The 25,057-nt window shown below is 68.5% G+C and carries 20 protein-coding genes and 2 tRNA genes; 8 read left to right on the forward strand and 14 right to left on the reverse strand.

The genetic code is table 11. From position 1 onward, the window contains the following. Positions 1-121 precede the first annotated feature (121 nt). The gene (locus ACE3N9_RS13365; protein WP_374284364.1) at positions 122-1,369 is read right to left on the reverse strand and encodes an MFS transporter; all 1,248 of its coding nucleotides are present in this window, start codon (positions 1,367-1,369) and stop codon (positions 122-124) included. Between the two features lie 185 nt (positions 1,370-1,554). Beyond that, a complete protein-coding gene (locus ACE3N9_RS13370; RefSeq protein WP_374284366.1) occupies positions 1,555-3,270 on the reverse strand; it encodes a DEAD/DEAH box helicase in 1,716 nt (571 codons plus the stop codon). Positions 3,271-3,551: 281 nt separating this feature from the next. Here ACE3N9_RS13370 and ACE3N9_RS13375 point away from each other — a divergent pair, with 281 nt between their 5' ends. After that, a complete protein-coding gene (locus tag ACE3N9_RS13375) occupies positions 3,552-4,889 on the forward strand; it encodes a M20/M25/M40 family metallo-hydrolase (protein WP_374284368.1) in 1,338 nt (445 codons plus the stop codon). A 62-nt stretch (positions 4,890-4,951) separates the two neighbouring features. On the opposite strand, the gene ACE3N9_RS13380 is transcribed toward ACE3N9_RS13375, so the two are convergent. Next, positions 4,952-5,437 carry an MmcB family DNA repair protein gene (locus ACE3N9_RS13380; RefSeq protein ID WP_374284369.1) on the reverse strand — a complete coding sequence of 162 codons (486 nt, stop codon included), beginning with the start codon at positions 5,435-5,437 and terminating at the stop codon, positions 4,952-4,954. A gap of 62 nt (positions 5,438-5,499) precedes the next feature. Next, complete coding sequence (locus ACE3N9_RS13385; protein WP_374284371.1) at positions 5,500-5,931, reverse strand: hypothetical protein; 432 nt, start codon at positions 5,929-5,931, stop codon at positions 5,500-5,502. 112 nt (positions 5,932-6,043) lie between these two features. Between ACE3N9_RS13385 and ACE3N9_RS13390 the strand changes: the two genes are divergently transcribed. Both ACE3N9_RS13390 and ACE3N9_RS13395 read left to right on the forward strand, forming a co-directional pair. Next, positions 6,044-6,120 (forward strand) — tRNA-Arg (locus tag ACE3N9_RS13390). Between the two features lie 29 nt (positions 6,121-6,149). Beyond that, positions 6,150-6,223 (forward strand) — tRNA-Gly (locus ACE3N9_RS13395). Positions 6,224-6,256: 33 nt separating this feature from the next. On the opposite strand, the gene ACE3N9_RS13400 is transcribed toward ACE3N9_RS13395, so the two are convergent. The 5 genes from ACE3N9_RS13400 to ACE3N9_RS13420 are packed head-to-tail and all read right to left on the reverse strand — an operon-like array spanning position 6,257 to position 11,393. After that, positions 6,257-7,363, reverse strand: coding sequence for a Gfo/Idh/MocA family protein (locus ACE3N9_RS13400; protein WP_374284373.1), 1,107 nt, complete (start codon positions 7,361-7,363; stop codon positions 6,257-6,259). Then, positions 7,360-8,181, reverse strand: coding sequence for a sugar phosphate isomerase/epimerase family protein (locus tag ACE3N9_RS13405; RefSeq protein WP_374284375.1), 822 nt, complete (start codon positions 8,179-8,181; stop codon positions 7,360-7,362). The genes ACE3N9_RS13400 and ACE3N9_RS13405 overlap by 4 nt, the downstream gene beginning before the upstream one ends. Continuing rightward, on the reverse strand, positions 8,178-9,401 hold the full coding sequence (locus tag ACE3N9_RS13410) for a hypothetical protein (protein ID WP_374284377.1): 1,224 nt from the start codon (positions 9,399-9,401) through the stop codon (positions 8,178-8,180). The genes ACE3N9_RS13405 and ACE3N9_RS13410 overlap by 4 nt, the downstream gene beginning before the upstream one ends. After that, entirely contained in the window at positions 9,401-10,636 is a 1,236-nt protein-coding gene (locus tag ACE3N9_RS13415; RefSeq protein ID WP_374284380.1) for a sulfotransferase, read from the reverse strand. The genes ACE3N9_RS13410 and ACE3N9_RS13415 overlap by 1 nt, the downstream gene beginning before the upstream one ends. After that, on the reverse strand, positions 10,629-11,393 hold the full coding sequence (locus tag ACE3N9_RS13420; RefSeq protein WP_374284382.1) for an SDR family NAD(P)-dependent oxidoreductase: 765 nt from the start codon (positions 11,391-11,393) through the stop codon (positions 10,629-10,631). Before ACE3N9_RS13420 ends, ACE3N9_RS13415 begins: the two co-directional genes overlap by 8 nt. Before the next feature lie 67 nt (positions 11,394-11,460). Here ACE3N9_RS13420 and ACE3N9_RS13425 point away from each other — a divergent pair, with 67 nt between their 5' ends. After that, complete coding sequence (locus ACE3N9_RS13425) at positions 11,461-12,129, forward strand: TetR/AcrR family transcriptional regulator (protein ID WP_374284384.1); 669 nt, start codon at positions 11,461-11,463, stop codon at positions 12,127-12,129. A gap of 43 nt (positions 12,130-12,172) precedes the next feature. Here the strand turns inward: ACE3N9_RS13425 and ACE3N9_RS13430 are convergent, their stop codons facing one another. From ACE3N9_RS13430 to ACE3N9_RS13440, 3 genes are read right to left on the reverse strand one after another with little or no spacing between them, the layout of a single operon-like run. After that, a complete protein-coding gene (locus tag ACE3N9_RS13430; RefSeq protein WP_374284387.1) occupies positions 12,173-13,750 on the reverse strand; it encodes a DHA2 family efflux MFS transporter permease subunit in 1,578 nt (525 codons plus the stop codon). Next, positions 13,747-14,892, reverse strand: a complete 1,146-nt coding sequence (locus ACE3N9_RS13435) for an HlyD family efflux transporter periplasmic adaptor subunit (protein WP_374284389.1) — start codon at positions 14,890-14,892, stop codon at positions 13,747-13,749. Before ACE3N9_RS13435 ends, ACE3N9_RS13430 begins: the two co-directional genes overlap by 4 nt. Next, on the reverse strand, positions 14,889-16,331 hold the full coding sequence (locus ACE3N9_RS13440; RefSeq protein ID WP_374284391.1) for an efflux transporter outer membrane subunit: 1,443 nt from the start codon (positions 16,329-16,331) through the stop codon (positions 14,889-14,891). Before ACE3N9_RS13440 ends, ACE3N9_RS13435 begins: the two co-directional genes overlap by 4 nt. Positions 16,332-16,416: 85 nt before the next feature. Here ACE3N9_RS13440 and ACE3N9_RS13445 point away from each other — a divergent pair, with 85 nt between their 5' ends. Then, complete coding sequence (locus ACE3N9_RS13445) at positions 16,417-17,031, forward strand: TetR/AcrR family transcriptional regulator (RefSeq protein ID WP_374284393.1); 615 nt, start codon at positions 16,417-16,419, stop codon at positions 17,029-17,031. Here the strand turns inward: ACE3N9_RS13445 and ACE3N9_RS13450 are convergent. Together ACE3N9_RS13450 and ACE3N9_RS13455 are read right to left on the reverse strand one after the other, a co-directional pair. After that, on the reverse strand, positions 17,019-18,518 hold the full coding sequence (locus ACE3N9_RS13450; protein WP_374284395.1) for an MFS transporter: 1,500 nt from the start codon (positions 18,516-18,518) through the stop codon (positions 17,019-17,021). The two genes, ACE3N9_RS13445 and ACE3N9_RS13450, sit on opposite strands and share 13 nt — an antisense overlap. Before the next feature lie 92 nt (positions 18,519-18,610). Beyond that, positions 18,611-19,645, reverse strand: coding sequence for a LacI family DNA-binding transcriptional regulator (locus tag ACE3N9_RS13455; RefSeq protein ID WP_374284397.1), 1,035 nt, complete (start codon positions 19,643-19,645; stop codon positions 18,611-18,613). A 151-nt stretch (positions 19,646-19,796) separates the two neighbouring features. On the opposite strand from ACE3N9_RS13455, the gene ACE3N9_RS13460 reads away from it, so the two are divergent. From ACE3N9_RS13460 to ACE3N9_RS13470, 3 genes are all read left to right on the forward strand, one after another. Continuing rightward, positions 19,797-20,828, forward strand: a complete 1,032-nt coding sequence (locus tag ACE3N9_RS13460) for an acyl-CoA dehydrogenase family protein (RefSeq protein ID WP_374284399.1) — start codon at positions 19,797-19,799, stop codon at positions 20,826-20,828. Continuing rightward, on the forward strand, positions 20,828-22,036 hold the full coding sequence (locus ACE3N9_RS13465) for an acyl-CoA dehydrogenase family protein (protein WP_374284402.1): 1,209 nt from the start codon (positions 20,828-20,830) through the stop codon (positions 22,034-22,036). The genes ACE3N9_RS13460 and ACE3N9_RS13465 overlap by 1 nt, the downstream gene beginning before the upstream one ends. A gap of 242 nt (positions 22,037-22,278) precedes the next feature. Continuing rightward, a complete protein-coding gene (locus ACE3N9_RS13470; protein WP_374284404.1) occupies positions 22,279-25,002 on the forward strand; it encodes a TonB-dependent receptor in 2,724 nt (907 codons plus the stop codon). The last annotated feature ends 55 nt before the right edge of the window (positions 25,003-25,057 follow it).

Below are 25,057 nucleotides of genomic sequence, written 5' to 3' on the forward strand. Positions count from 1 at the left end.
CCGGCCCAACCACCCGTTTAAGGTACCCTGTGGGTGGTTGGGCCGGGGGAGCGGGCCGGCCAGGCCAGGAAAAGCCGGATGGCTTTTCCGCACCGCCGTGAGGCGGACAAAAACATCCCCCCTAAACCCGCCCCTCGTCCCGTCCGGGCATCGGCGCGAGCCAGCGCAGGGCCAGGCTGGCGAGCAGCAAGGCGGCCGACAGTTGCACTGCCCCGCTCAGCCCGATCAGGTCCGAGGCCAGACCCATCGCATAGGCGCCCAGCGCCATGCCGCCAAAGGTCACCGCCTGGTAGATCGCCAGGCAGCGTCCCAGGATCGCCTCGGGCGAGCGCAGCTGCATTGCGACGTTCAGGCTGGTCAGCACCGCCACCCAGGCCCCGCCCGCGACCAGGGTCAGTGCCAGCAGCGCCGGCAGGCTGGTGACGCGGCTGATCGGCAGCAGCATCATCGCAAAGATCAGCGTGGACATGCCGACCACCGCTTCACCGCCAAAGCGCCGCCGCACCGGGGCGATCCACAGCGCGACCACGATCGAGCCGATTCCGAACGCGCCCAGCGACAGCCCGAACTGGGTTTCGGTGCCGTGCAACTGTTCGCGCACCAGCAAGGGTTGCAGCCCGAGGTATCCGGCCGCGCCGAAGCCAAAGGCAAAGCCGCGCAGCAGGATCCGCCGCACCGGGCTGGAACTGGCGCAAAAGCGGATCCCCGCCAGAATCGAGGCGAACATCGGCTGGCGCTCGCGCACGGCTTGTTGAGGGTGCCAGCGCAGCAGCACCACGATCAGCGCCAGATAGGACAGCGCGTTGAGCGCAAAGGCCGTGGCCGTGCTGGCCAGCGAAATCAGCAGGCCGCCCAGCGCCGGGCCAACGCTGCGCGCCAGGTTATAGGCAATGGTGTTGAGCGAGATCGCCTGCGGCAGGTCGGCCGGGCCAACCTGCAAGCGCACCGATGCCTGCCAGGCCGGGCCGTTCAGCGCCGTGCCGCAGCCCACCGCCAGAGTGAAGGCGAGCAGCGAAAGCGGCCCGATCAGCCCCTGCCAGGTCAGCACGGCCAGCGCTGCCGACAGCACCAGCATCACCCATTGCGCCGCCAGCATCACCCGGCGGCGATCGTAATTGTCGGCAATCGCCCCGGCGATCACCCCCAGCAGCATCACCGGCAGGGTGACCGAGGCCTGGATCAGCGCGACCAGCTGGTGCGAGGTGGTCAGCTCGGTCATCAGCCAGGCCGCGCCGGTCGACTGGACCATCGAGCCCAGGTTCGAGGCCAGGTTGGCGGTCCAGATCGCGCGGAAGGCGGGAAAACGAAACGGGGCGAGCGGCTTGCCGGGGGCCGTCAGGCCATGGGGAGGGGCAGGCGTTTCGCTCACCCCATCGGGTTAGGCATAAGGGCGCGGGGATGCAAGGCGGGGGGTGGGGTGTGCGGGGGCACGCGCCGCTCTGCCCCGGCCACATAGGAAAAAGGCCACGGCGCTGACACTGCCCGGGGCAGCATCAGCGCGTGGCCTTCGTCATCCTCCGACTGAGCGGAGGTCAGACTTGATGTTCCGCGACGTTAGCCCGCGCGGCCGGTGCGGCCACGGTGCGGGGTGCGGCCGCCCTGCTGGCCTTGCGGACGGCCATCGCGGCGGCCTTCGCCGCGCTGGTCGAAGCGGCGGTTGCCGCGGTCCTGCCCGCCATCGCGGGGTGCGGCGCTGCGTTCACCGCCCCGTTCGCCGCTGCGCGGCTGGGCGTCGCGGCGGGGCATTTCGCCGAAGGCGCGTTCGCGGCGTTCGCCGCCGCGTTCCGGGCGGCCCTGGGCACGGTCGTCGCGGCGCGGGGCGGCGTCGCGGCGGGGCGCGTCTTCCACCCTGCCGCGGCCTTCATCGGCCAGCGGGTTGAACACGGGGCCGCGCGCGGGGGCACTGCCCTGGCGGTCGTTGCGCAGCCAGGTGTCGCGCGGCTGGCCGTTGCGGCCCTGCCCGCCCGGGCTGCGGTTGCCGGCGTTCGGACGGCGGCGTTCACCGCCGCGTTCACCGCCACCGCGCTGGCCGCCCCGGCCGCGCGCGTCGCGTGCTTCGCGGCGGGCGTCCTGTTCGGCTTCGGCGGGCTTGCGGCTGGGCAGCGGCAGCTGCGCGGCCTGCTTCTGGAAATCTTCCGGCAGCGGCTGGGTATCCAGCTTGACCCCGGTCAGCCGCTCGATGTCGCGCAGGTAGGGCTTTTCATCGGGCGCGCAGAAGCTCTGCGCCACGCCGTCGGCACCGGCGCGCGCGGTGCGGCCGATGCGGTGGACGTACTGTTCGGGCACGTTGGGCAGTTCATAGTTGAACACGTGGCTGACGCCGGTCACGTCGATCCCGCGCGCGGCGATATCGGTCGCCACCAGCACCGGGCACGAACCGTTGCGGAACGCCTGGAGCGCGGCGGTGCGCTGGGCCTGGCTCTTGTTGCCGTGGATCGCGAAAGCGCTGACCCCGGCGGTCGCCAGGTGGCGCACCACGCGGTCGGCGCCGTGCTTGGTGCGGGTGAACACCAGCGCGCGGTCGATGCTCTTGTCGGCCAGACCGGCGCGCAGACGCAGGGTCAGCAGCGCCTGCTTTTCCGCCTGGTTGAGGAAAGTGACATACTGTTCGACGCGTTCGGCGGTGGTCGCCTGCGGGGTCACTTCGACGCGCACCGGGTTATGGATGAACTGCTTGCCCAGGTCCGCGATCGCCTTGGGCATGGTCGCGGAAAAGAACAGGCTCTGCCGTTCCTTGGGCAGCATCGCGGCAACGCGCTTCAGCGGCACGATGAAGCCCAGGTCCATCATCTGGTCGGCTTCGTCGAGCACGAAGATCTCGACATGGCGCAGGGTCAGCGCACGCTGGTCGATCAGGTCGAGCAGGCGGCCCGGCGTGGCGACCAGCACGTCGCAGCCGGGCACCAGCGCGCGCGACTGCTTGCCCACCGGCACGCCGCCGAACACGCACTGGACCGACAGGTTCAGGTACTTGGCATAGCCGCGCATGTTCTCGGCGATCTGGGCGGCCAGCTCGCGGGTCGGGCTCAGCACCAGCATCCGGCAGGCCGCGTTCTTGCGGGGCTGCGGATTGGCGGCGAGGCGGTGGAGCGAGGGGAGCGAGAACGCGGCGGTCTTGCCGGTGCCGGTCTGGGCGATGCCCAACAGGTCGCGCCCTTCGAGCAGCGCGGGGATCGACTGGCGCTGGATCGGGGTGGGATCGGTATAGCCCTTGGTGGCAAGCGCACGGATGAGAGGCTCGGCCAGGCCAAGGTCGGTGAAATAGGTCATTTTCAAATTCCAAATATGAAGCGGCGCAGCCCACGGACACGGGTCCGCCAGGCGCGAAGCGAGGGTTCGTTTCGATGCGACCCTGCGTGAAGAAGGTGGCTTCAGCGATAAACGCGCAACCGCAGGTCCGGGGCGGTTGGGGTGGAAACGCCCAACCTCACGCTGCGCCGGATTGCGTCGGATCTGGGCCGATGCGCCGGTTGCTGGACAAGCCCTTTAGTATGCATTGCAGCAAAAAGCAAGAATATTGCGCTTCGCCGCCGATGGGCTAGGCTGGGGGGATGAACCGCACGCTGATCCTCGCCGCCGCCCTGCTTGCCACCAGTGCCCCCGCCCTGGCCGCCCCCACCCTTGCCGCTGCGCCCAGTCGGCAGGAGCAGGTGATGATCCAGACGGTCGATGCCGAACAGGGCCGCCATGTCGATCTGCTCGAACGGCTGGTCAACCAGAACAGCGGCAGCCGCAACCTCGATGGGGTGCGCAAGGTGCGCGACATGCTGGCGGGCGAATTCCAGGCGCTGGGCTTTGCCGTGCGCTGGGTGGACCAGGCTGCGGTCGGCCGCGCCGGGCACCTCATCGCGACGCACAAGGGCAAGCCCGGGCGCAAGCGGCTGCTGCTGATCGGGCATCTCGACACGGTGTTCGAACCCGACCACCCGTTCCAGAAGTTCGAGCGGCTGGGGCCGGACAAGGCGCGCGGCCCCGGCGCGGCGGATGACAAGGGCGGCGATGTCGCCATGCTTGCCGCGCTGCGGGCGATGCACAAGGCGGGCACGCTGAAGGACGCCAACATCGAAGTGGTGCTGACCGGGGACGAGGAAGACGCCGGGCTGCCCTTGGAAGCAGCGCGGGCCGATCTGGTCGCGGCGGGCAAGCGCGCCGATGTGGCGCTCGACTTCGAAGGGTTGGCGCGCGACGGCGGCAAGGACATGGGCTCGATCGCGCGACGCTCGGCCGGGGGGTGGAAAGTCACCGTCACTGCGAAAAGCGGGCATTCCAGCGGCATCTTCTCGGCCAGTGCCGGGGAAGGGGCGATCTATCCGCTCGCCCGGATCCTCACCGCCTTCCGCACGGAGCTGCCGGAACCCAACCTGACGTTCAACGTCGGGCTGATTACCGGCGGGGCCAGCGCGGAAATTGCCGCCAACGATGCCAATGCGAGCGCCGCGGGCAAAAGCAACATCATCCCCGGCGTGGCGATCGCTAGCGGCGATCTGCGCGCGCTGACCCCCGAATCGATCGCGCGGGCCGAAGCGAAGATGCGCGAAATCGTCGACCGCCCGTTCAACGGCGGCTCTGCCACGCTGACTTTCGATGGCAAGTATCCGCCGATGGCGCCCACGGCCGGCAACCGCGCGCTGCTGGGCAAGCTGAACGCGGTCAACGCCGTGCTGGGGCTTGAGCCGATGGGCGAGCTCGACCCGCTCAAGCGCGGGGCGGGGGACATCAGCTTCGTCGCTGCCGATGTCGACAGCCTGGTTGGCCTTGGTCCGGCGAGCGAGGGCGACCACACCAGCGCCGAGGTGGTGGACCTCGCCAGCCTGTGGCGGCAGGCGAAACGGGCGGCCTTGCTGATGACGCGGCTGTCGCGTGAACCTCAGGGGCGCCTCACCCGCTGATCAGGCGTCCCTAGGCCGGCTGGTGCGCGGTTTGTGCGGGCTGGTGCCTCCGTGCTGCGGTGTCAGATCAGACCGGCCAGACCGGGGTCGATCAACCCGTGGTGGCGGCGCAGCGCGGCGCGGGCAAGTCGTTCCATTTCCACCTTTCTGCGCGCCGCCGCCAGCGGCACCGTGGCCGCCGGACGCAGGATTTCGGCGTCATAGCCATCGGCCACGATCAGCCCGCAGCGCTCAGGCAGGAAGGCCGCGTCCTCCATGCAGGAACGGTCCAGGTGCGGGGCCAGGCCCCAATAGAACCGGTCACAATAATCCAGGTAATCCAGCCACTTGGCATCGCCCAGCAGGTCTCCCCGGGCCACCTTGATCTCGACGATCACCAGTTGCCCCTTGCCGTCGATCCCCATCAGATCGGCCCTCCGCCCATTGCGCAGCGGCATTTCCGGCAGGCACCAGATGTCATTGCGCGCAAACAGCCGCCCGATCCCCCGCGCCACAGCCTGCGCCTCGCGGGTGAAACTCTCGGCGGGAATCGGCGGATTGGCTGGCATTCCGCCAGTCTAGGAACGAAACAGGAACTTTGCAAGCCGGCCCGCTCGGGCCGCCCGCCGCGCTACATGAAGCGGCGCGGCTGAGCCGATTCGGCCGGCGGGCTGAAAGTCAGCAAGGCACTGCGCGCGGCGTGGAATTCCTGCCACAGCGCCAGCGCCGCCGGGGCCGGATTGACCCCCCGCGCATTGACCGCGAGCAGCGCCGCCAGCCCCGGTTCCATGATCGCCGACAGATCGTCGATGCCCTGTTCGGCCAACTCGCGCCGCCAGCCGCCGATATCACGCATCAGCGCCGGGAAATTGCGCACTTCAGGGCGCATCGGCTCGGCCGCGATGCCTGCCAGCATGGCGACGACATTGGCCGCATCGTGCAGCGCGGACCACTTCATGCTCATCGCGCTGGCCGAGGCCTGGCCGAATTCGGGCCGCCCCGATCCGGGCAGCGCCCCGCCGCTTGCCGCAAGGTTCGGGCCGAAGGTGGTTGGTGCGTTCATGCCGCGGGGATAGGCCGATTCGGCTTGCCAAATCGCTAACCGGGCCATTTGCGCGATGAAATAAGGGACTGGCGCAGCGGCGCGCGCGCTGCTAACCGCTCCCCTCCGGCAAGCACCCGTAGCTCAGCTGGATAGAGCGCTGCCCTCCGAAGGCAGAGGCCACAGGTTCGAATCCTGTCGGGTGCGCCAGCCGGGGCGAAAGCCGGCGCCTGCCGCACGCGGGTATAGCATAGTGGTAATGCTCCAGCCTTCCAAGCTGGCTAGAGGGGTTCGATTCCCCTTACCCGCTCCAAGCCCCCTCAAATAAGAACAAGCTGCAGGCCGTCTAGTCGACCGTCTGCCATTGCCTGGTCCTGGCCGATTCCCGCACGGCATCAAGCACGGCCTGCCCGCGCACGGCATCATCGAAGGTTGCGGCGCGCTCGGGAATGGCCGGTTCGCGGCCTTCGATCCGGGCCTTCATTTCGGCGAACAGCCGGGCGTAGGGCGGCACGTCGAAACCCATGGTGTGCCAGCGGTCCATCTCGGTCTGGATCAGATCGCCGATCGGGAAGGGCGTGGGCGGCGGATTGACCAGGTCGGCCGGCATCGGCACCTGGCGCATGCCCGCTGCGTCATGGATCCAGACTTCCTCAGGATCGCCATAGTTCGCGCCGCTCTGGATCCACACCCCGCCGCCGGTGCCGGTTACCTTGGTGCACATGGCAAAGCCGCTGCGCGATTCCTGCGCGGCGACGATCGTGCCCAGCACGCCGTCGCCGGCCTCGAACTGGACCGAATAGCAATCGTCGGCGCTGCGCCAGGGGCGTCCGGGGGCCAGGGTCTGGAGCTGGCCCGAAACCCGCGTGATCGGTCCGAACATGTAGTCGACCTGATCGAACATGTGGCTGCCGAACGCGCCCAGGAACCCGCCGCCCTGGGCCGCGTCCTCCCACCATGCGGCCATCGGTTCCTCGGGCGTGAGCGTGCCGGGCTGGTGGTAGATTCGCAGGAAGTGGCGCGGCGCCCCGATCGCGCCCGATTGCGCCACCCGCCGCAGCAGCGCCTGCGCGCTGTCGAAGCGGAATTCGGCGCCCAGCATGTGCAGCACCCCGGCGGCCGTGGCGGCATCACGCATCGCGCGCGCTTCGGCGGCATCCCTGGCAAAGGGCTTTTCCGACACGACGTGCCGCCCGGCGGCGATCGCTTCCATCACGAAGGGATAGTGTGCGTGCGGCGGCGTCGCGACGGTCACCAGCTGGATCGATGGGTCGGCCAAGGCCTCGGCGAGGCTGTCGGTCGCGAGGGGAATGCCGAGCGGCGCGGCGCGTTCGGCAACTCGCGCCCGGTCGCGCCCGACGATCGCCTGCACTTCGAACCCGGCCTCGCGCAGCGCGCGGGTGTGGGTGAACAGGCCAAAGCCGGTGCCGACTACAACTGCGCCAATCGTCATTTCGCCATCTCCAGACATAGATCCAGCGCAGCGGCGCAGCGCGCCAGCGCGGCTTCGGTATCGAGCGCGTCGAGTTCGGGGCTGAACACCTCGATCCCGATTGGCGCTGTGGTGCCGGTGGCGGCCAGCGCCTGCATGAAGCCCTGCAGATCGAGCTCGCCCGCGCCGGGTAGCAGGCGCCGCATCATGCCGGCGTTGAGGTCCGCCTCGGGCGCGGCCAGCGCATCGTTGAGCTGGACCGACAGGATCAGCTCGCCCGGGCACCGCGCCAAGTCGTCGAGCGATGAGCCCGAGCGGAAGAAATGCCAGGTATCGAGCATGATCCCGGCATTGGCGCGCTCGCTGCGCTCGACCAACTCGCGCGCCCGGGCAAAGTCATGGACGGCGCCAACGGGCACAGGCTCGATCGCCACGGTCAGGCTGTGTTCGGCGGCGCGGTCGCAGATTGCGGCAAAGGCGCGGGCCTGCGCGGCTGGATCCCAGTCCATGCCCAGCAGTTCGACCACCGAAGCGGTGTGCGCGCCGATTTCCGCACCCAGCGCGATAAACTTTTCGGGCGTTGCCCCGCGCACCGCGTCGGCCCAGCCGCCCGTTGCCTGGGCATGGCCGGGCAGCCAGTTGCCGATGCATTCCATGTCGGTCACCACCAGCCCCGCCTCGCGCACCGCCGCTGCCAGCGCGGAACGATCCGCGCCGGCCACATCGCCATGCCAGGCCGTGACGGCGGTAAAGCCAGCGGCGGCGGCCGGGGCGAGCCGCTCGGCCAGCGGCGTGCCCTGGCGGGTCCCGGCGAACAGGACGCGCTGCGACGGGTTCATCCGGCCACTTCTCCGCTGACCACTGGCTCGACGCCGTCAATTGCCGCTGCGCCGCGTGCCTTGAGGTCGGCCAGGGGCACTCGGCGCAGGCTGACCTGCGGCGGCTCGGCCCCGGCCTCAAGCCCGATGAACCGCAGGCTCATTCCGCCGTGGACATGATCGAATGGCGAGACGTGGTTGCCGCCGATCCCGGGGTCCTCGCTCGCGATCACCACCCGCACCGAGCCGTCGCCTTGCAGGCGGCAGGTGTACTTGGTGATGAAGCCCTGCCCGTCCTCGTAATTGTCGAGGTTCTCCTGCCAGATCGAACAGAGCTGGAAGATCCAGTAGGAACAGGGACTGGGCAGGAAATCGATCACCAGCGCCTCGTGCGCCTCGCACTGCCAGGTGCCGAAGCCGTGGTGACGATCGGGCACGCCGCCGTTGGACAGATAAACCGCGCGGTCGAACCGGATGCGGTTGGGGCGCTGTGCCAGGTTGTCCTGCCACCAGCGCCGGACCAGTTCGCCATAGCCGAGCACGGTCTGCGCGGCCTTGGCCAGCCCATCGGCCACTTCGCCGGGGCTGACGGCGCGCGGCCGGGCCCCATCGAGACGGCGGATCGAGAACTGCGGCGGCGCCGTCTCGTCGCGGTCATGATAGAGTGTGCGGACCAGCAGGCCGATGCATTCGGGCTGGATCGGCAGCCAGTCGGCAATGCCCGCGATCCGCTGCTGGCTGACCGCGATGGTGAAATTGCCCTGCGCATCGAAGTGGACCTGGTCCGACGTGATGAAGCCGGTGGTCTGGTAGGCGGTGGGGTCGAAGGTCTTGAGGCCTTCGATCCCCTCCGCGGTCCAGTCTCGGTCGCCGGGATGGGCCGGCTGGGATGAGTTCCAGCTGGCGATCACGAAATAGGGCAGGCCGCCCCGGTTGCCGGTGATTACATAGTCGTGACTGCCATCGACGAATTCGGCCAGCAGATGGTCCTGGTCGGGCGACTGGAAATTGATCGACTGCCGCCACGGCACGTCGCGCAGGCGCGGCCGTTCCGGTTCGCAATTCTCCAGGAAACGTTCGAGCCCGTTGCGCGTCAGGCGGGCCATGAAGCGGTACCATTCCGCCCGGTCCAGCTCGTCCACCTCGTTGCCGAAGTGCCCGACGATCCGGCCCGCCAGCTTGAGCTGGTCGCAGAATTCGTCCCATGCCGCCCCCGCGAGCAGCCTTTGCCTGGCTTCCATCAGAACACCTCCCGCTTGATCCCGAACCGCTGCGTGTAGAAGCCGAACCGTTCCCACAGGGCATCGGGGTCAAGCCCGAACTGCCCGCGCAGGTCATAGGCCGCGCTGCCATGCTTGCCGCGCGGGTTGGCCTGCATGTACCCCTCGATCCGCATGCGGGCGGCGGGGGTCAGTTCCAGTTCGGCCAAGTCGTAGACCCGCTCGATCGTGCCCATCTGGTCGGCCATGTATTCGTGGAACCGCACGTCGATCGCGCGCGGCAGCACATCGCGCTGGGCGACACAGCGGCGCAGCAGCACCTCGATCCGGTCGGTCCAGTAAGTGGCGAGCTGCGCCAGGTCGACCGTGCGGCGGATGCGGTCGCCATAGGCGATCATGGTAATCGCTGATTGCAGCACCGCCAGCGGATCGCGGTGGGTGACCATTACCGTGGCATCGGGGTGCACAGCGTTGAGCGCGGCCAGGTTTTCCATGTGCGGCGGCGATTTCAGCACCCAGCGATTGGGGCCGCGCACCCAGGTCAGATATTGCAGCAGCCGCCGGGCATAGCGGTAGTGCGGGGTCTGGTCGTGGCTCAGGTAATAGTCGCGCCAGCGGTAGGGGCGGCTGACCCATTCGCACAGATAGCCGCTGAAATCGGGGCCGTGCAGCTCGATATCCTCGTGGATGCCGTCGGGCGCCATTTCGTGCATGGTCGGCATCAGCGGCAGCATGGTTTCGAATTGCCCCCACATCGCCGTGCAGTCATGGCGGCGCGGATCGTCCTGCGGCGGCGGGGCGGGTTCGCTGCGCGCGACCGGCTCCATCGATTCCCACAAGGGCAGGCTGCGCATCCGATCATCGGCGGCGAGCAGATTGACGAGGTGCGTCGTGCCCGAACGCGGCAGCCCGGCGATCATGATCGGGCGGTCGATCGCGATTCCGGCGATTTCGGGATGGCGTTTCCACGCATCCTCGAAACGCAGCCGGGTGCTGGCCTGGCGGACGCAATCGGCCAGCAGGTTGGCCCGGCCCAGGGCGTTGAGCCCCTTGTCCTCATCGAAGCTTTGCAGCCAGACTTCGAGCCGTTCGACGAAATCCATCGCGCCAAAGTCGCTGAGGCCGGTCGCCACGCGCGCCGCGTCGAGCACGCCTTGGGCCGAATAGCTGACCGGCGGCGTGGCCGCGATCGCGCCTTCGATCATCGGCGTCAGCACCGGCTGGGCCAGATCGTCGATCCGCACGGCTTCAGCCATTGATCGTGTAGCCGCCGTCGATCATCAGCGTCTGCCCGGTGATCCAGGCGGCGGCGTCGCTGGCCAGGAACAGCACTGCACCGGAAATGTCATCGACCTTGCCCAGCCGGCCCAGCGGCGTGCGTTCCAGCGTCGGCCGCTGCCAGGCTTCGCCGCCCGGCGAGAACACCCCGGCGGTCATCGCGGTTTCGACCATGCCGGCGCAGACCACGTTGAGCCGTATTCCGCGCGGGCCTAGGTCGACCGCAAGGCCGCGCGTCATGCCCAGCAGGCCGGTCTTGCCCGCGCCGTAACCCAGCGTCACCGCGATCCCCATGAAGCTGGTGATCGAACCGAGCCCGACCACGCAGCCGCCGCCTGGCAGCTTGCTGGCCGCCAGCTTGTCGGCCAGCCGCGTCGCCAGGCGGAACGGGGCGGCGAGGTGGATCGTCAGCGCGCGTTCGAACACGTCGGGGTCATGCTCGTCCTGGCCGAGCGAGTAGAAGCTGAGCCCTGCGTTGTTGACCAGCACGTCGCAGGCGGTGGTCGCCGCGGCCAGCTCCTCAAGCGAATCGCGGCTTTCCAGGTCCAGCTGGCGGTACTGGTAGCGCGACAGGTCAGCCTCGTAATCGCTTGCCGTTGCCCTGGTGCCGGTGATCGTCACCTGCGCGCCGGCATCGGCAAAGGCCGCCGCCGTGGCCGCGCCAATCCCGCTGGTGCCCCCGGTAACCAGGACCTGGGCCCCCGCAAAGTCATAGGCAACATTCGACCACGCCATGGCTCATCCCTCCGCATGCCTGGTTCGTCCCTTGACCGGGATCGAACATTATGACTAAACATCATGTATGGTCAGTTTGAGTCAAGCGCCAATCGCGCTTCAGGCGAAATCGGCGGCGTCAGAGGGGGCGCGGCCCAACCGCGCCAATGCCCGTCAGCGCGCCCAGCGCGCGGAAACGCGGGACAAGCTGATCGAAGGCGCCAGCCGCGTGTTCACGGCGCTGGGCTATGCCAATGCCACGATCGAACACGTGCTGGCCGAAGCAAAGGTCAGCCGGGCTTCGTGCTATGCCCATTTTGCCGGCAAGGCAGAACTGGTCGCGGCCATTGCGGAACGCTTTTCGCCGGTCTGGCAGCCGCTCTATGCCGAACTGGCGGCGATGCAGGATCCCGCGCCGGCCGCCCTGCGGTCATGGTGCGAACGTCATGTCAGGCTTTACCGGGAACACCACGACACCTGCATCATTCTGACCCAGGCAGCGGCCATCGAACCGGAGCTTTATTGGCAACTGGCCCGCTACCAGGAGGAGATCATCGATCTGCTGGCCCGCTCGAATCCGCGGCTGGCGCATCTGGCGACTGACCGCGACGCCCGCACCCGCGCGGCGCTGGTCCTGTCGAACATCGACCACACCTGCTATTTCCTTGCGGTGCGCCGCTGGGCGGACGATCCATCCGCCGGAATTTCCGCCATTGCCGACGCCCTGGGGCGTTTCCTGGACGAAGAAGCGCGGTAGCGCCCCGGCCAGCCCTGATCGGCTCATTCCGGGGAGCGCAGGTTCAGTGCGCCATCGGCCCACCGCTGTTTGGCGGCGCGGGGCGCGGGGTCAGCCACACCAGCCAGGCGGCGACGAACAGGATCACCGAACTGATCGCGAAAACGTGGTTCGAACCGATCGTGGCGGCCTGGGCTTCGACCAGCCGTTCGATCACCACGCGGGCCTGCCCTTCGCTCATCCCTTGCGCCTGGAGCTGCGCCAGGGTGCCGTCCGCCCCGTTGAGCGTGCCGGCCAGCTGAGCGCGGGTCTCGCGGCTGGCATCGTCCCAGATCGAGGTCGACAGCGCGGTGCCCGCCGCGCCGCTGACTGTGCGCATGAAGCTGAGCAGGCCGGCGGCCGAAGCGACCTCGTGCATTGGCACCGACGTCAGGGCCAGAGTCATCAGGCCGATGAAGAAGAACGGCATCCCGAAGCCTTGCAGCAACTGCGGCAGGGCCAGGTCCCAGAAGGTCATGTCGGTGTGCCACTGCGTGCGCCACAGCGAAATCAGCACCAGCCACAGCATCCCGCAGGTGATCAGCAGGCGCATGTCGACCTTTTCAAACAGCTTGCTGGCCACCGGCCCCATCAGCACGGCAAAGATCCCGACCAGCGCCATCGCGTGCCCGGCCTCGCTGGCGGTATAACCCATCACCGACTGCATCCACAGCGGGATCAGCACGATCATCGCGAACAGCCCGCCAAAGCCCAGCGCCATGGCGATCAGCCCGACCCACAGGCTGCGGTGCCGCAGCACCCGCAGGTCCACCACGGGGTGCGGGTCGGTCAGCTCCCAGATCACGAAGGCACCGAACGCGACCACCGAGGTCACCGCCAGGGTCACGATCATCGCCGAGCCGAACCAGTCATGCTCGCGCCCCAGGTCCAGCACCAGCTGCATGCAGCCGACGAACAGCACCAGCAGCACCAGGCCGATCACGTCGATCCGTTCCAGCCGGGTCGGCGTTTCATAGCGCGCCACCAGCCGGACGATGATCGTCACGCAGACCGCCACGATCGGCAGGTTGATGAAGAAGATCCACGGCCACGACCAGTTGTCGGAAATGTAGCCGCCGACCACCGGGCCCAGGATCGGCGCGAAAATGGTGGTCACCCCCCACAGCGCGTTGGCGGCGGTCATCTTGTCGGGCGGGAAGATGCGCAGCAGCAGTGTCTGGGTCAGCGGCATCAGCGGACCGCCGCACAGCCCCTGCAGCACCCGCAGCACCACCAGCAGCTCGATCGTCCGCGCGATCCCGCACAGCACCGAAAAGGCTGCGAACCCGCACAGGCTGAACAGCAGCGTGCGATAGGTCCCGAACCGCGCCGCCAGCCAGCCGGTCAGCGGCACGGTGATCGCCTCGGCCACGGCATAGGACGTGATCGTCCAGGTCCCCTGCGAGGGCGAGATCGCCAGCCCGCCCGCGATGTGCGGGACCGAGACGTTGGTAATCGTCGTGTCGAGGATGACGATGAAATTGGCCAGCGCCAGCCCGAAGGCGGCCAGCCACAGCGCGCCGCCGCTCAGCGGCTGGGTGACCGGTTCAAGCGCCGGACCGGCGGACGGCGCGGCGGCGGGGCTGGCGGCGGGCGCGCTCATGGCTCGCGGGTATCGATCACCACGTTCATCGACAGGCCGACCCGCAGCGGGTGGGCCTTGATATCGGCCTGATCAAGCGCGATGCGCACCGGCAGGCGCTGCACCACTTTCACCCAGTTGCCGGTCGCGTTCTGCGCCGGGATCAGGGCAAAGGCCGCCCCGGTGCCGCCGGCAAAGCCCTTGACCGTGCCGTGGAACACCACGCCGCTGCCATAGAAGTCGCTGGTCAGTTCCACCTTCTGCCCGGGGCGGACCTTGCGCAGCTGGCTTTCCTTGTAATTGGCATCGACGAACACGGCGTCGAGCGGAACCAGCGTCATGATCGGGGTGCCCATTTGCAGGCGTTGCCCCACCTGGACGTTGCGGTTGGTCACCACCCCGGTGATCGGCGCGCGGATCACGGTGCGTTCCAGCGCCAGCTGGGCGGCGGCGACGCGCGCTTCGGCGGCGCGAACCTCGGGCGCGGTATTGACGCTGACCCCGGCGGTCACGGCCTGGCTCGCCTGCAGTTCGCCCAGCGCGGCCTGGCGGGTCGCCCCGGCTCCGGCGGCGGCGGCATCGGCCTGGTTCAGCTGGGCGCGCGCGGCTTCATAGGCGGCGCGGGCGCTGTCGAGTTCTTCCTTGCTGACCGCGCCGCTGCCGACCAGGCCGCGGCGGCGCTCATAGGCTTCGCGCGCGCGGTCGAAATCGGCCTGCGCGGCGGCGCGGCGGGCGGCGGCCTGGCCGGCATCGGCCCCGCGCGCCGCAACCATTGCCGCAGCCGCGCCGGTGCCGGCTTCGGCCTGGCGGAAGCCCTGGCGGGCGCGGGCCAGCTGCGCTTCGGCGCTGGCCAGTTCGATCCGGGCATCGGCATCGTCCAGCACCACCAGCACATCGCCCTTCTGGACCAGCTGGGTGCCGCCCGCCTTCACATCGCGTACCGCGCCCGAGGTGAGCGGGGTAACCACGGCGATGTCGGCGCCGACATAGGCGTTGTCGGTGTGGACGCGGTCGCGCTGGGTGATCACCCACCACACCGCCCACAGCGCGGCGATCACTGCCAGGATCAGGGCGAACCGGCCCAGCAGCTTGCGCCGGCGGTCGGACTGGTCGGCGCTGGCGACCTCACTTTGCGTTTCGGGGATGGCGGCCGGTTCGGTCATGGCAGGGGTTTCTCCGCGGCGGAGGCGGGGGCGGCATATCCGCCGCCCAGCGCCTTAACCAGCATCACGTCAATCTGAAAGCCGCGCGTCTCAAGCTCGGCCACAGCCAGGCTTGCACTGCGGGCGCTGTCCTCGGCGGCAAGGACCTGGAGCAGGTTGGCCAGCCCTGCGCGATAGCGCAGGCGGGCAAGGTCGGCCGCTTGCCGGGCCGCGGCGGCGCCGATGCGGGCCTGGGCCAGCTGTTCGCGCTGGGTGCGCTGCTGGGCCAGGGCATCGGCCACTTCGCGGAACGCGCCGACCAGTGCGCCGTTATACCGCGCGACCGCTTCGTCATAGCCCGCGCGGGCGGCATCGTGCCTGCCCTTGAGCTGGCCGCCAGCGAACAGCGGCAGGCTCAGCGCCGGGCCGAAATTGGCAAAGCTTGACCCGCCGTCCAGCAGCTGGTCGATCCCGAGCGATTGCAGCCCGGCCACGGCGGCCAGGTTGATGTCCGGGAAGAAGGCGGCGCGCGCGGCGCGGACCCGCTGGGCGCCGCTTTCGGCGCGCAGGCGGGCGGCGGTCAAATCCGGGCGGCGGGCCACCAGGCTGGCGGCCAGCGCATCGGGCGCGCGCACAGCGCGGCCCAGGTCAGGTGCTGGCTGGGGCAGGCGTTCGGCCCGGCCCGGCCCGGCGCCCAGCAGCGCAGCGATGCGCCCCCGCACCAGCAGTCCGGCCTCATCCAGCGCGGCCACGGCGCGGGCCGATCCGGCGCTGCGGGCCCGGGCCAGGGCGAGGTCGGCCTGGTTGTCCAGCCCCTGGCGCTGGCGCTGCGCGGTCAATTCCTCAAGCTGGCGGTCGGCATCGAGCGTCGCCAGCGCGATCCGGCGGCTGGCTTCGACCCGGGCGAGGTCACCCCAGGCGAGCGCAACGCCGCTGGCCAGCAGCAGCCGGGCCTGGGCCAGATCGGCGCGGGCGGCCTGCGCCTCGCCCCGGGCGGCGGCCAGCTGGGCGCGGCCCTTGCCCCACAGGTCAAGGTCCAGCCCCAGGCTGAGCGCCAGCTTGCCGGTATCAAGCACGCCCTTGGGCACGAAGGCCGGGGGGATGCCCAGATTCTCGCTCTGCTTGGTGCCGCCAATGCTGGCTTCGGCGCCTATTGCCGGCAGCAGCGCGCCGCCTGCCTGCGCGGTCATCGCATCGGCCGCGCGCACCCGCGCGGCGGCCACGGCCATGTCGGGCGAGTTTCGCAGGGCTTCGTCGATCAGCTGGTCCAGTGCCGGATCGCCCCAGCCGCGCCACCAGGCCTCGGCCGGAAAGTCCGCCCCTTCGCCCGCGAGCAGGGCCGAATCGGCCTGCGGCGGGGCACTGGCGAGCGGCGTGCTGGCCAATGGCGGCGGCGCACCGCAGGCCGACAGGGCCAGCGCCGAAGCGAGGACAGCAAGAGTGCGCGAACCGTACTGCATGGTACGGCCCGTGCCCCGGATCGCCCCAGCTTGTCAACCGGAATGATACTGCGTAGTACGGTTGAGGAGCTTTTCGGGAGGAACTGTGGCAGGCAAGGTGCAGACCAGCAGCGAGGCACGGCGGCGCGCAATCGTCAGCGCCGCGCGCGCCGCGTTCCTGCGCCATGGCTATGGCAATACCAGCATGTCCGCGATCGCCGCCAAGCTGGGCGGATCGAAGACCACGCTGTGGAGCTATTTCCGCAACAAGCGCGAATTGTTCGACGCGGTGGTCGACGATCTGGTCGAACGCTATGGCGATGCCCTGCGCTTGCCGCTGCGCGCCGAAGCAGACCCGCGGGAAACGCTGCACGCCTTTGCAGTGTCGATCATCACCACGGTCACGCGGCCGCAGATCGTGGCCTTGCACCGGATGGTCACGGGTGAAGCCGGGCGCTTCCCGGAACTGGGCCGGGCGCTGGTCGAACGCGGGATGCGGCGCGGTCAGGCGCGCTTGGCCGAATGGATCGCGCAGCAGATGGATCGTGGCACGCTGCGCCGGGCCGATCCCTTGCTGGCGGCGACCCATTTTGGCGGGCTGTGCCAGTCCGGCGCGTTCCAGCACTACCTGCTGGGCGCGAGCGAGCGCCCCACTCCCGCCGAAATCGCGGTCGAGGCAGAGGCGGCAACCGACGTGTTCCTGCGCGGCTACGCGGCCTGAGCCTGCTCGGCGCGCAGCGTCAGGGTGACCAGCGCGGCCAGCACCAGCGTTCCGGCGGCAAAGGCCATGGTCCAGATCGGCTCGCCCGGAAAGAACGCGCGCATGATCGATCCCAGCACGGTTGCCACCAGCAACTGCGGCAGCACCACGAAGACGTTGAACAGCCCCATGTATATGCCCAGCTTGGCCTGCGGCAGGTTGGACGCCAGGATCGCGTAGGGCATGGCCAGGATCGACGCCCAGGCCATGCCGATGCCAACTTCGCACAGCAGCAGCTGTTCGGGCGTGGCGGCCAGGAAGAACCCGGCAAAGCCCAGCGCCCCGGCCAGCAGACACAGCGCATGGGTGCGCAGCTGGCCCATCCGGCGCGACAGCCACGGCAGGACCAGCAGCGCGGCCACGGCCGCCACGCCGTTATAGACCGAGAACAGCACGCCCACCCAGTTGCCCGCGTCCTGGAAGGCGGCGCTGGCGGCATCGGCGGTGCCGAACCAGCGCTGTGCCACCACCGGCGTGGTGTTGATCCACATGATGAACAGCGCCGACCAGCTGAAGAACTGGACCACAGCCAGGCGGCGCATCAGCCGGGGCATGCCGGCGAAATCGCCGACGATGCTGGCGAGCATCGCCTGGCCGCGTCCGGCGCGGGCCAACAGGATCGCGGCGATCGTCGCCGCGCCATAGGCGGCGAGCAGCGCGGCCAGCAGGTAGACTTCCTTTTCCAGCGACCATGCTTCCACAGCGCCGGCCACCAGCGCGCCCGCCATGATCCACACGGCTCCGCCCAGCGGGCTGCGCGCGGCCAGCGCGGTGCTGGCTGGCGCGGCGATCCCGGCATGGGCTGCGCCGAAGCCGGCCAGCTCGGTCGGCGAATATTCGCGCGTCGTCAGCACCGTCCAGGCGACAGCGGCAAGCAGCGCCGCGCCGCCCGCCCAGAACGAATAGCGCACCGTATCGGGGATCGTGCCGGCGGGCGCCTGGTTCGCCACGCCCAGGTGATCGAGCAGGAAGGGGAACAGCGATCCTGCCACCGCGCCCGCGCCGATGAAGGCGGTCTGCACCCCGTACCCCACGGTGTGCTGATCGGGCCGCAGCATGTCGCCCACGAAGGCCCGGAACGGTTCCATCGAGATGTTGAGGCTGGCATCCAGCGTCCACAGCAACAGCGCCGCCATCAGCAGCGTGGCGCTTTGCGGCATCAGCACCAGCGACAGCGCGGCCAGCAGCGCGCCTGCCAGGAAATAGGGCCGCCGCCGCCCCAGCCGTCCCAGCCAGGTGCGGTCCGACAGGTGGCCGACGATCGGCTGGACCAGCAGCCCGGTCAGCGGCGCGGCCACCCACAGCGCGGGCAGGTCATCGAGGCTTGAGCCGAGGGACTGGAACACCCGGCTCATGTTGGCGTTCTGCAGGGCGAAGCCGATCTGGATCCCGAAAAAGCCGAAGCTGATGTTGCACAGCCCGGTCCAGCTTTGGCGCGGTTTTTCCATCGCGTGTCCTCTTCCCCCTCGCGTGGGGGCACGGTTTGCACGCCGCCGCGCAGGCGGCAACACGCATACGAATACGCAAACGGGCGGGCCGCTCAGCCCGCGGCGCTTTTGCGGATCACCAGGCTGGCGGGCAGGGTGCGCGGCGGCGGCGGGCGGTCCTCGATCTGCGCCAGCAGCGTTTCGACCAGCAGTTCGCCCGCGCCTTTGAGGTCCTGCATCACCGTGGCCAGCGGGGGGTTGGTCATGCTGGCGGCGGGCAGGTTGTCGAACCCGATCACCGCGACATCCTCGGGCACGCGGCGGCCAGCCTCGGCCAGGGCGCGCAGCGCCCCGATCGCGATCAGGTCGCTGGCGGCGAAAATGGCGTCGAACTGGTGCCCGGCGCCCAGCAGCGCGGCGGCCGCCGCCTCGCCCGAATCCTCGTGGCTGATCGCATCGGCCTGCAGCGCCGGATCGGGCGCGATCCCCGCATCCTGCAAGGCCGCGCACAGCCCGCGGTACCGCTCTGCGAATTCGGGATAATGCTCGTCCGCCTGGCCCAGGAAAGCGATCCGCCGCCGCCCCAGCGCCAGCAGGTGCTCGCCCGCCATCCGCCCCGCGCCGATATTGTCGGACCCCACCGTGGCGCCGACATTGTCATCCCCGACCGATCCCCAGCGGACGAACTGGGTGCCCTGTTCGACCAGGCCAGCGAGGCGGCTTTCGTAAAGCGTATAGTCGCCATAACCGAGCAGGATCAGCCCGTCGGCACGGTGGCTGTCCTGGTAGCGGACGTGCCAGTCATCCTCCATCTTCTGGAACGAGATCAACAGGTCCAGCCCGCGGTTGGCGCATTGCCGGGTGATCGATCCCAGCATGGCCAGGAAGAACGGATTGATCTTCGAATCGTCCGGGGTCGCCTCCTCGAAAAACAGCAGGGCAATCGTGTTCGAGCGCTGCGAGCGAAGCGACGAGGCGTTCTTGTCGACGGAATAGTTCAGCTCGCGCGCGATCGCCTCGATCCGCTGGCGGGTCGCCAGGCTGACCGATTTCGACCCGCGCAGTGCGCGGCTGACCGTTGGCTGCGACACGCCCGCGCGATAGGCGATGTCGAAACTGGTCGGCTTGTTCGACCGCTTGCGCCCCATGCTCTCTCCCTGCCCGGTCCTTGCTGGGCAGTTATCCCAGCAGCCTATGCCACCGCTTGCGGCGGGGCAAGCAGGGGCGGGATTCGCCGCCGATTTAATCGCGCGCTTAAACCCGATTGAAATTCTTGCGCAGCCCCGGCACAAGCAGGGCATGGACTTCGATCTTTCCGAAACGCAGCAGCTGTTCCGCGACACCACCTTGCGGTTTTGCGGCCCTGGCGATACCGCCGCCCGTCACGCCGCCCGGCGCCAGCCCGGCGGGCTCGACCGCGCCCGCTGGCAGGAACTGGCCGGGCTGGGGCTGATCGGCCTGGCTGCGGGCGAGGGCGATGGCGGACTGGACGGATCGCTGGGCGATTGCGCCACCGTGGCCCAGGCCCTGGGCGAAGGGTTGGCAGTGGAACCCTGGCTCGAATGCGGCTTCATCCCCGCGCGCCTGCTAACGGGCAATGCGCTCGCAGCCGGAGTGATCGCGGGCACTGCGCTTGCCACCCTGGCCTTTGCCGAACCGGGACGCCGCTTCCGCACCGATCCGGCGCTGGAAACGGCGGGAGGCAAGCTATCGGGCGCCAAGACCTTCGTCCCTTGCGGCGGCGCGGCCGACCTGTTCCTGGTCACCGCCCGGCATGAAGGGCGCAGTGCCGTGTTTGCCGTACCGCGCGATGCGGCGGGGCTGACGGTGCAAAGCTATCCGGTGGCTGATGGCTCGCACGCGGCCCAGCTGGTGCTGGACGGCGTCGCCCACGGCGAACCGCTCGCGGCGGACATTGACGCCGTGATCGACGAGGCGCGGCTTGTTGCCGCCGCCGAACTGGTCGGCCTGGCGCGGCGGCTCCTGGCCGATACGCTGGAATATGTGAAAACGCGCGAACAGTTCGGCCAGCCGATCGGCCGTTTCCAGGTGATCCAGCACCGGCTGGTCGATGCCTATGCCCGGGTCGAGGCGGCGCAGTCTGCGCTTTACCGCGCGCTGCTCAAACCCGGCGCACCGCCAGCGGCGGTCAAGGGCTTCATTGCCGATGCGGCGCAGTGGGTCGGCCAGCAGGCGGTGCAGCTGCACGGCGGCATGGGCATGACCGATGAACTGGCAATCGGCCACGGGCTCAAGCGCATCGTGCTGCTGGGCAAGCTATTTGGCGATGCGGCGGGCGGAATTGCCGCCTATGGACGGGAGGCTGCGTGATGGATCTCGATTTCACGCCCGATGAACTGGCCTTCCAGGCCGAAGTGCGCGCCTTCCTGGCCGAGCGGCTGTCACCCCGCCTGCGCGAAGCGGCGGCCAACACGCCTTCGGTCTTCGTCGAACCCGACATTACCCGCGAATGGCAGGCGGAACTGCATGCCAAGGGCTGGCTCGCCACGCTCTGGCCCCGCGAATTCGGCGGTCCGGGCTGGACGCCGGTGCAGAAATACCTGTTCGAAAAGGAATGTGCCGATGCCGGCGCGCCGGCCCTGCCGGTGCAGGGACTGAAGCTGGTCGGCCCGGTGATCTGCAAGTTCGGCACGCCGGCACAGCAGGCCCGGTTCCTGCCGCGCATCCTGTCGGGCGAGGATTACTGGTGCCAGGGCTACAGCGAGCCGGGTGCGGGCTCGGACCTGGCCAGCCTGGCCTGCCGGGCGGAACGGCGCGGCGACAAGTACGTGATCAACGGCACCAAGATCTGGACCACCCACGCGCACCACGCCAACTGGATCTTCGCGCTGGTCCGCACCGATGCTTCGGCGCGCAAGCAGGACGGGATCTCGTTCCTGCTGATCCCGATGGACCAGCCCGGGATCACCGTGTCGCCGATCGTCTCGATCGCCAACGACCACGAACTGAACCAGACCTTCTTCGACAATGCCGAAACCGGGGTGGAAAACCTGATCGGCGCCGAAGGGCAGGGCTGGACCATTGCCAAGTACCTGCTGGAAAACGAACGCGGCGGGTCCTGCGCGGCCCCGTTCCTGCTGGCCGAACTGGGCCGGATCGAGCGCGCGGCGCGCGATGTGCCGGCCGATCATGGCGGAACGATGCGCGATGATCCGCACTTCGCCCAGCGCCTGGCGCAGCTGCGGCTGGAGGCGGAAGCCTTTGAAATCACCGAGCTGCGCATCCTGGCCGATCTGGCCAAGGGGCGTCCGGCCGGGCCGCAGACTTCGCTGATCAAGCTGGTTGGCGCGAACCTGCGCCAGGCGGTCGATACGCTGGCGGTCGACCTTTATGGCTACGAGGCGATGCAGCTGCCCACCGCCCGCCCGCTCTATGGCAATGCCGCGCCCGAACCGATCGGTTCGCGCGAGGCGCAGCTGGCCTTGCCCAGCTGGCTGAACGACCGGGCCTGGACCATCTTCGGCGGGTCGGACGAAGTGCAGAAGACGATCATCGCCAAGCAGGTGCTGGGGCTCTGACCCACATCGGTGCGGGATCAATCGATTGTAAGTGACGCTTACGAATTGCGTGACATTCGTGTCACAGCGCTCCCCTTCGCATATTATGCGTATACGTATGCCTTCTTCCAGTGCGGCTCCGCAGGCTTCTATTCCCGCGCCCCAGCAGGACGAAACCGGGCCAGATCCCGGATCGTCGGCCAGACAGGGGGTTGGGCACCGGGGCCTTTTCACAAAGCCGGTGCGTTTAGGGAGAGTGCACCGTGACACTTCGCACCAAGATTTCCAGCGGGCTGGGCGTTTCCGTCCTGGCCCTTGCGGTCAGCGCCGTGGCGCTGCCGACCATCGCCCAGGCGCAGGACGCCGCTGCCGGCAACCAGGACGATGCCATCGTCGTGACCGGCTTCCGCGGCTCGCTCGATTCGTCGGCGGCGCAGAAGAAGGCCAGCAGCTCGATCGTTGAAGTGATCGCGCCCGAAGACCTTGGCAAGCTGCCCGACCTGTCGATCGCCGAATCGCTGTCGCGCCTGCCGGGCCTCGCCACGCAGCGCCTCGATGGCCGCGCCAACGTCGTCTCGATCCGCGGCCTGGCCCCGGATTTCACCACCACGCTGCTCAACGGGCGCGAACAGGTCAGCGCCGGCAACAACCGCGGGGTCGAACTTGACCAGTATCCGACCGAACTGCTCAACGGCGCGGTGGTCTACAAGACCCCCGATGCCAAGCTGATCGGCCAGGCGCTGGGCGGCACTGTCGACATGAAGACCGTCCGTCCGCTGGCCTATGGCAAGCGGCAGGTCGTCGTCGGCCTGCGCGGCGAGCTGAACGATCTGAACAAGCTCAACCCCGACGTGTCGAACAAGGGCTACCGCGCCAACGTGTTCTACGTCGACCAGAACGACGATGAAACGATCGGCTGGGCGATCGGCTATGCCCGCATGCAGTCGCCGACCCAGGAAGAACGCTGGAACGCCTGGGGCTACCCCGACCTCAATGCCTCGACCAAGGTGATCGGCGGCGCCAAGCCCTATGTGAAGTCAAACGAGCTGAAGCGCGACGGCCTGATGGGCGTGCTCGAATTCAAGTCGGATGACGCCTTCCACACCACGTTCGATGGCTACTGGTCGAAGTTCAAGGACGACCAGCGCCTGCGCGGCATCGAACTGCCGCTGCAGTGGTCGGGCGCGCAGCTCCAGCCGGGCTACAGCTCGTCGGACGGCCTGGTCACCGCCGGCACCTACAAGGGTGTCGAAGCGGTGATGCGCAACGACGTGGTGCACCGCGATGCCGAAATCTGGGCGATCGGCAACAACACCCAGTTCCAGGCCAACGACACGCTGACCTTCGACCTCGACCTCAGCTATTCGAAGCTGAAGAAGACCGAAGAAAACCTCGAAATCTACCTCGGCACCGGCCGTGGCGGCGGCGTCGGGGCGACCGACACGCTGGGCTTCACCATGCCGGCCAGCGGCGGCGTGATCAGCTTCAAGCCGACCATCAACTATGCCGACCCGGCCCTGTTCACCATCACCGACCCGCAGGGCTGGAACAGCTGCGGCGGCGCGGTGCCGAACTGCCAGGACGGTTTCGTCAATCGCCCGACGATCAAGGACCGGCTGCAGTCGATCCGCCTTCAGGCCGTGCAGGCGCTCGATGGCGGCCTGATCGACAGCATCACGGTCGGCGCGAACTATTCGGACCGCCGCAAGCAGCTGATCGACGAAGGCTTCGTGCTGACCAACAAGAACTACCCGGCCAGCCCGGCGGTTCCGTCGAGCTACCTGTTCCAGCCGACCAGCCTGGATTTCATCGGCATCCCGGGCATGGTCTCGTTCGATTCGTGGAAGTACTACAACGACGGCAACTACAAGCTGACTAGCGAAGCGTTGTGGACGCCGGGCCGCCTGACCAACAGCTATGTCGTGCGTGAAAAGGTGCTGACCGGCTTCGTCCAGGCCAGCATCAACAGCGGCGGGCTGAAGGGCAATGTCGGCGTGCAGGTGGTTCACACCAACCAGCAGGCCGATGGCTTTGCCGCCACCAACCCGGGCACCGGCACGATCTCGAAGCCGATCACCGACGGCGCGAAGTACACCGACTTCCTGCCCAGCCTGAACCTGTCGTATGAAGTCGCCCCGCAGACCCTGGTGCGTTTCGGCGCCGCCCGCATGCTGGCCCGCGCCCGCATGGACCAGCTGAACCCCGGCGTCGGCTACAGCTTCAACGCGGCCAACAACGTTGCCGGTGCCAGCATCACCCGTTCGCCCTGGTCGGGCACTGTGGGCAACGCCAAGCTGCGTCCGCTGATGGCCGACACCGTGGACATGGCGGTCGAAAAGTACTTCGGCCGCGGCGCCTACGTCTCGGTTGGCGGGTTCTACAAGCATCTCGAAAACTGGATCTACCGCCAGGATTCGACCTTCGACTTCACTGGCACGCCGACCCCGGGCAACGTCACCCCGACGTTCAACCAGGGCCTCGTCTCGCAGTGGCAGAACGGCAAGTCGGGCAAGGTCTATGGCTTCGAAGGTTCGCTTTCGCTGCCGTTCAGCACCTTCTCGACCGCGCTTGACGGCTTTGGCTTCCTGGCCAGCGCGTCCTACACGGACAGCAAGGTGACCGAGGGCGGCGCCAAGCCGATCTCGATGCCGGGTCTGTCGCGCTGGGTCGTCAACGGCACGGTGTTCTATGAAAAGAACGGCTTCCAGGCGCGTGCTTCGGGCCGTTACCGCTCGAAGTTCCTGGCCGAAGTCTCGGGCCTCAGCCTGGCCCGTGACCGGGTGATGGCCGCGCAGGAATTCGTGGTCGACGCGCAGGTCGGCTACACCTTCCAGAGCGGTTCGCTCGAAGGGTTGGGCGTGCTGCTCCAGGTCAGCAACCTGACCAACGAGCGGTTCCTGACCTACTACAACGACGATGTCCGCCAGGTGCGCGACTATCAGAACTATGGCCGCAACTTCATGCTTGGCGTTACCTACAAGTTCTGATCGGAACGGCGGGTCCGGCGCCTTGCCGGACCCGCCATTTCCAGCACCGCCAATT

Origin of the sequence: Novosphingobium sp. (assembly GCF_041905565.1) — a bacterium.
Classification (GTDB): domain Bacteria; phylum Pseudomonadota; class Alphaproteobacteria; order Sphingomonadales; family Sphingomonadaceae; genus Novosphingobium.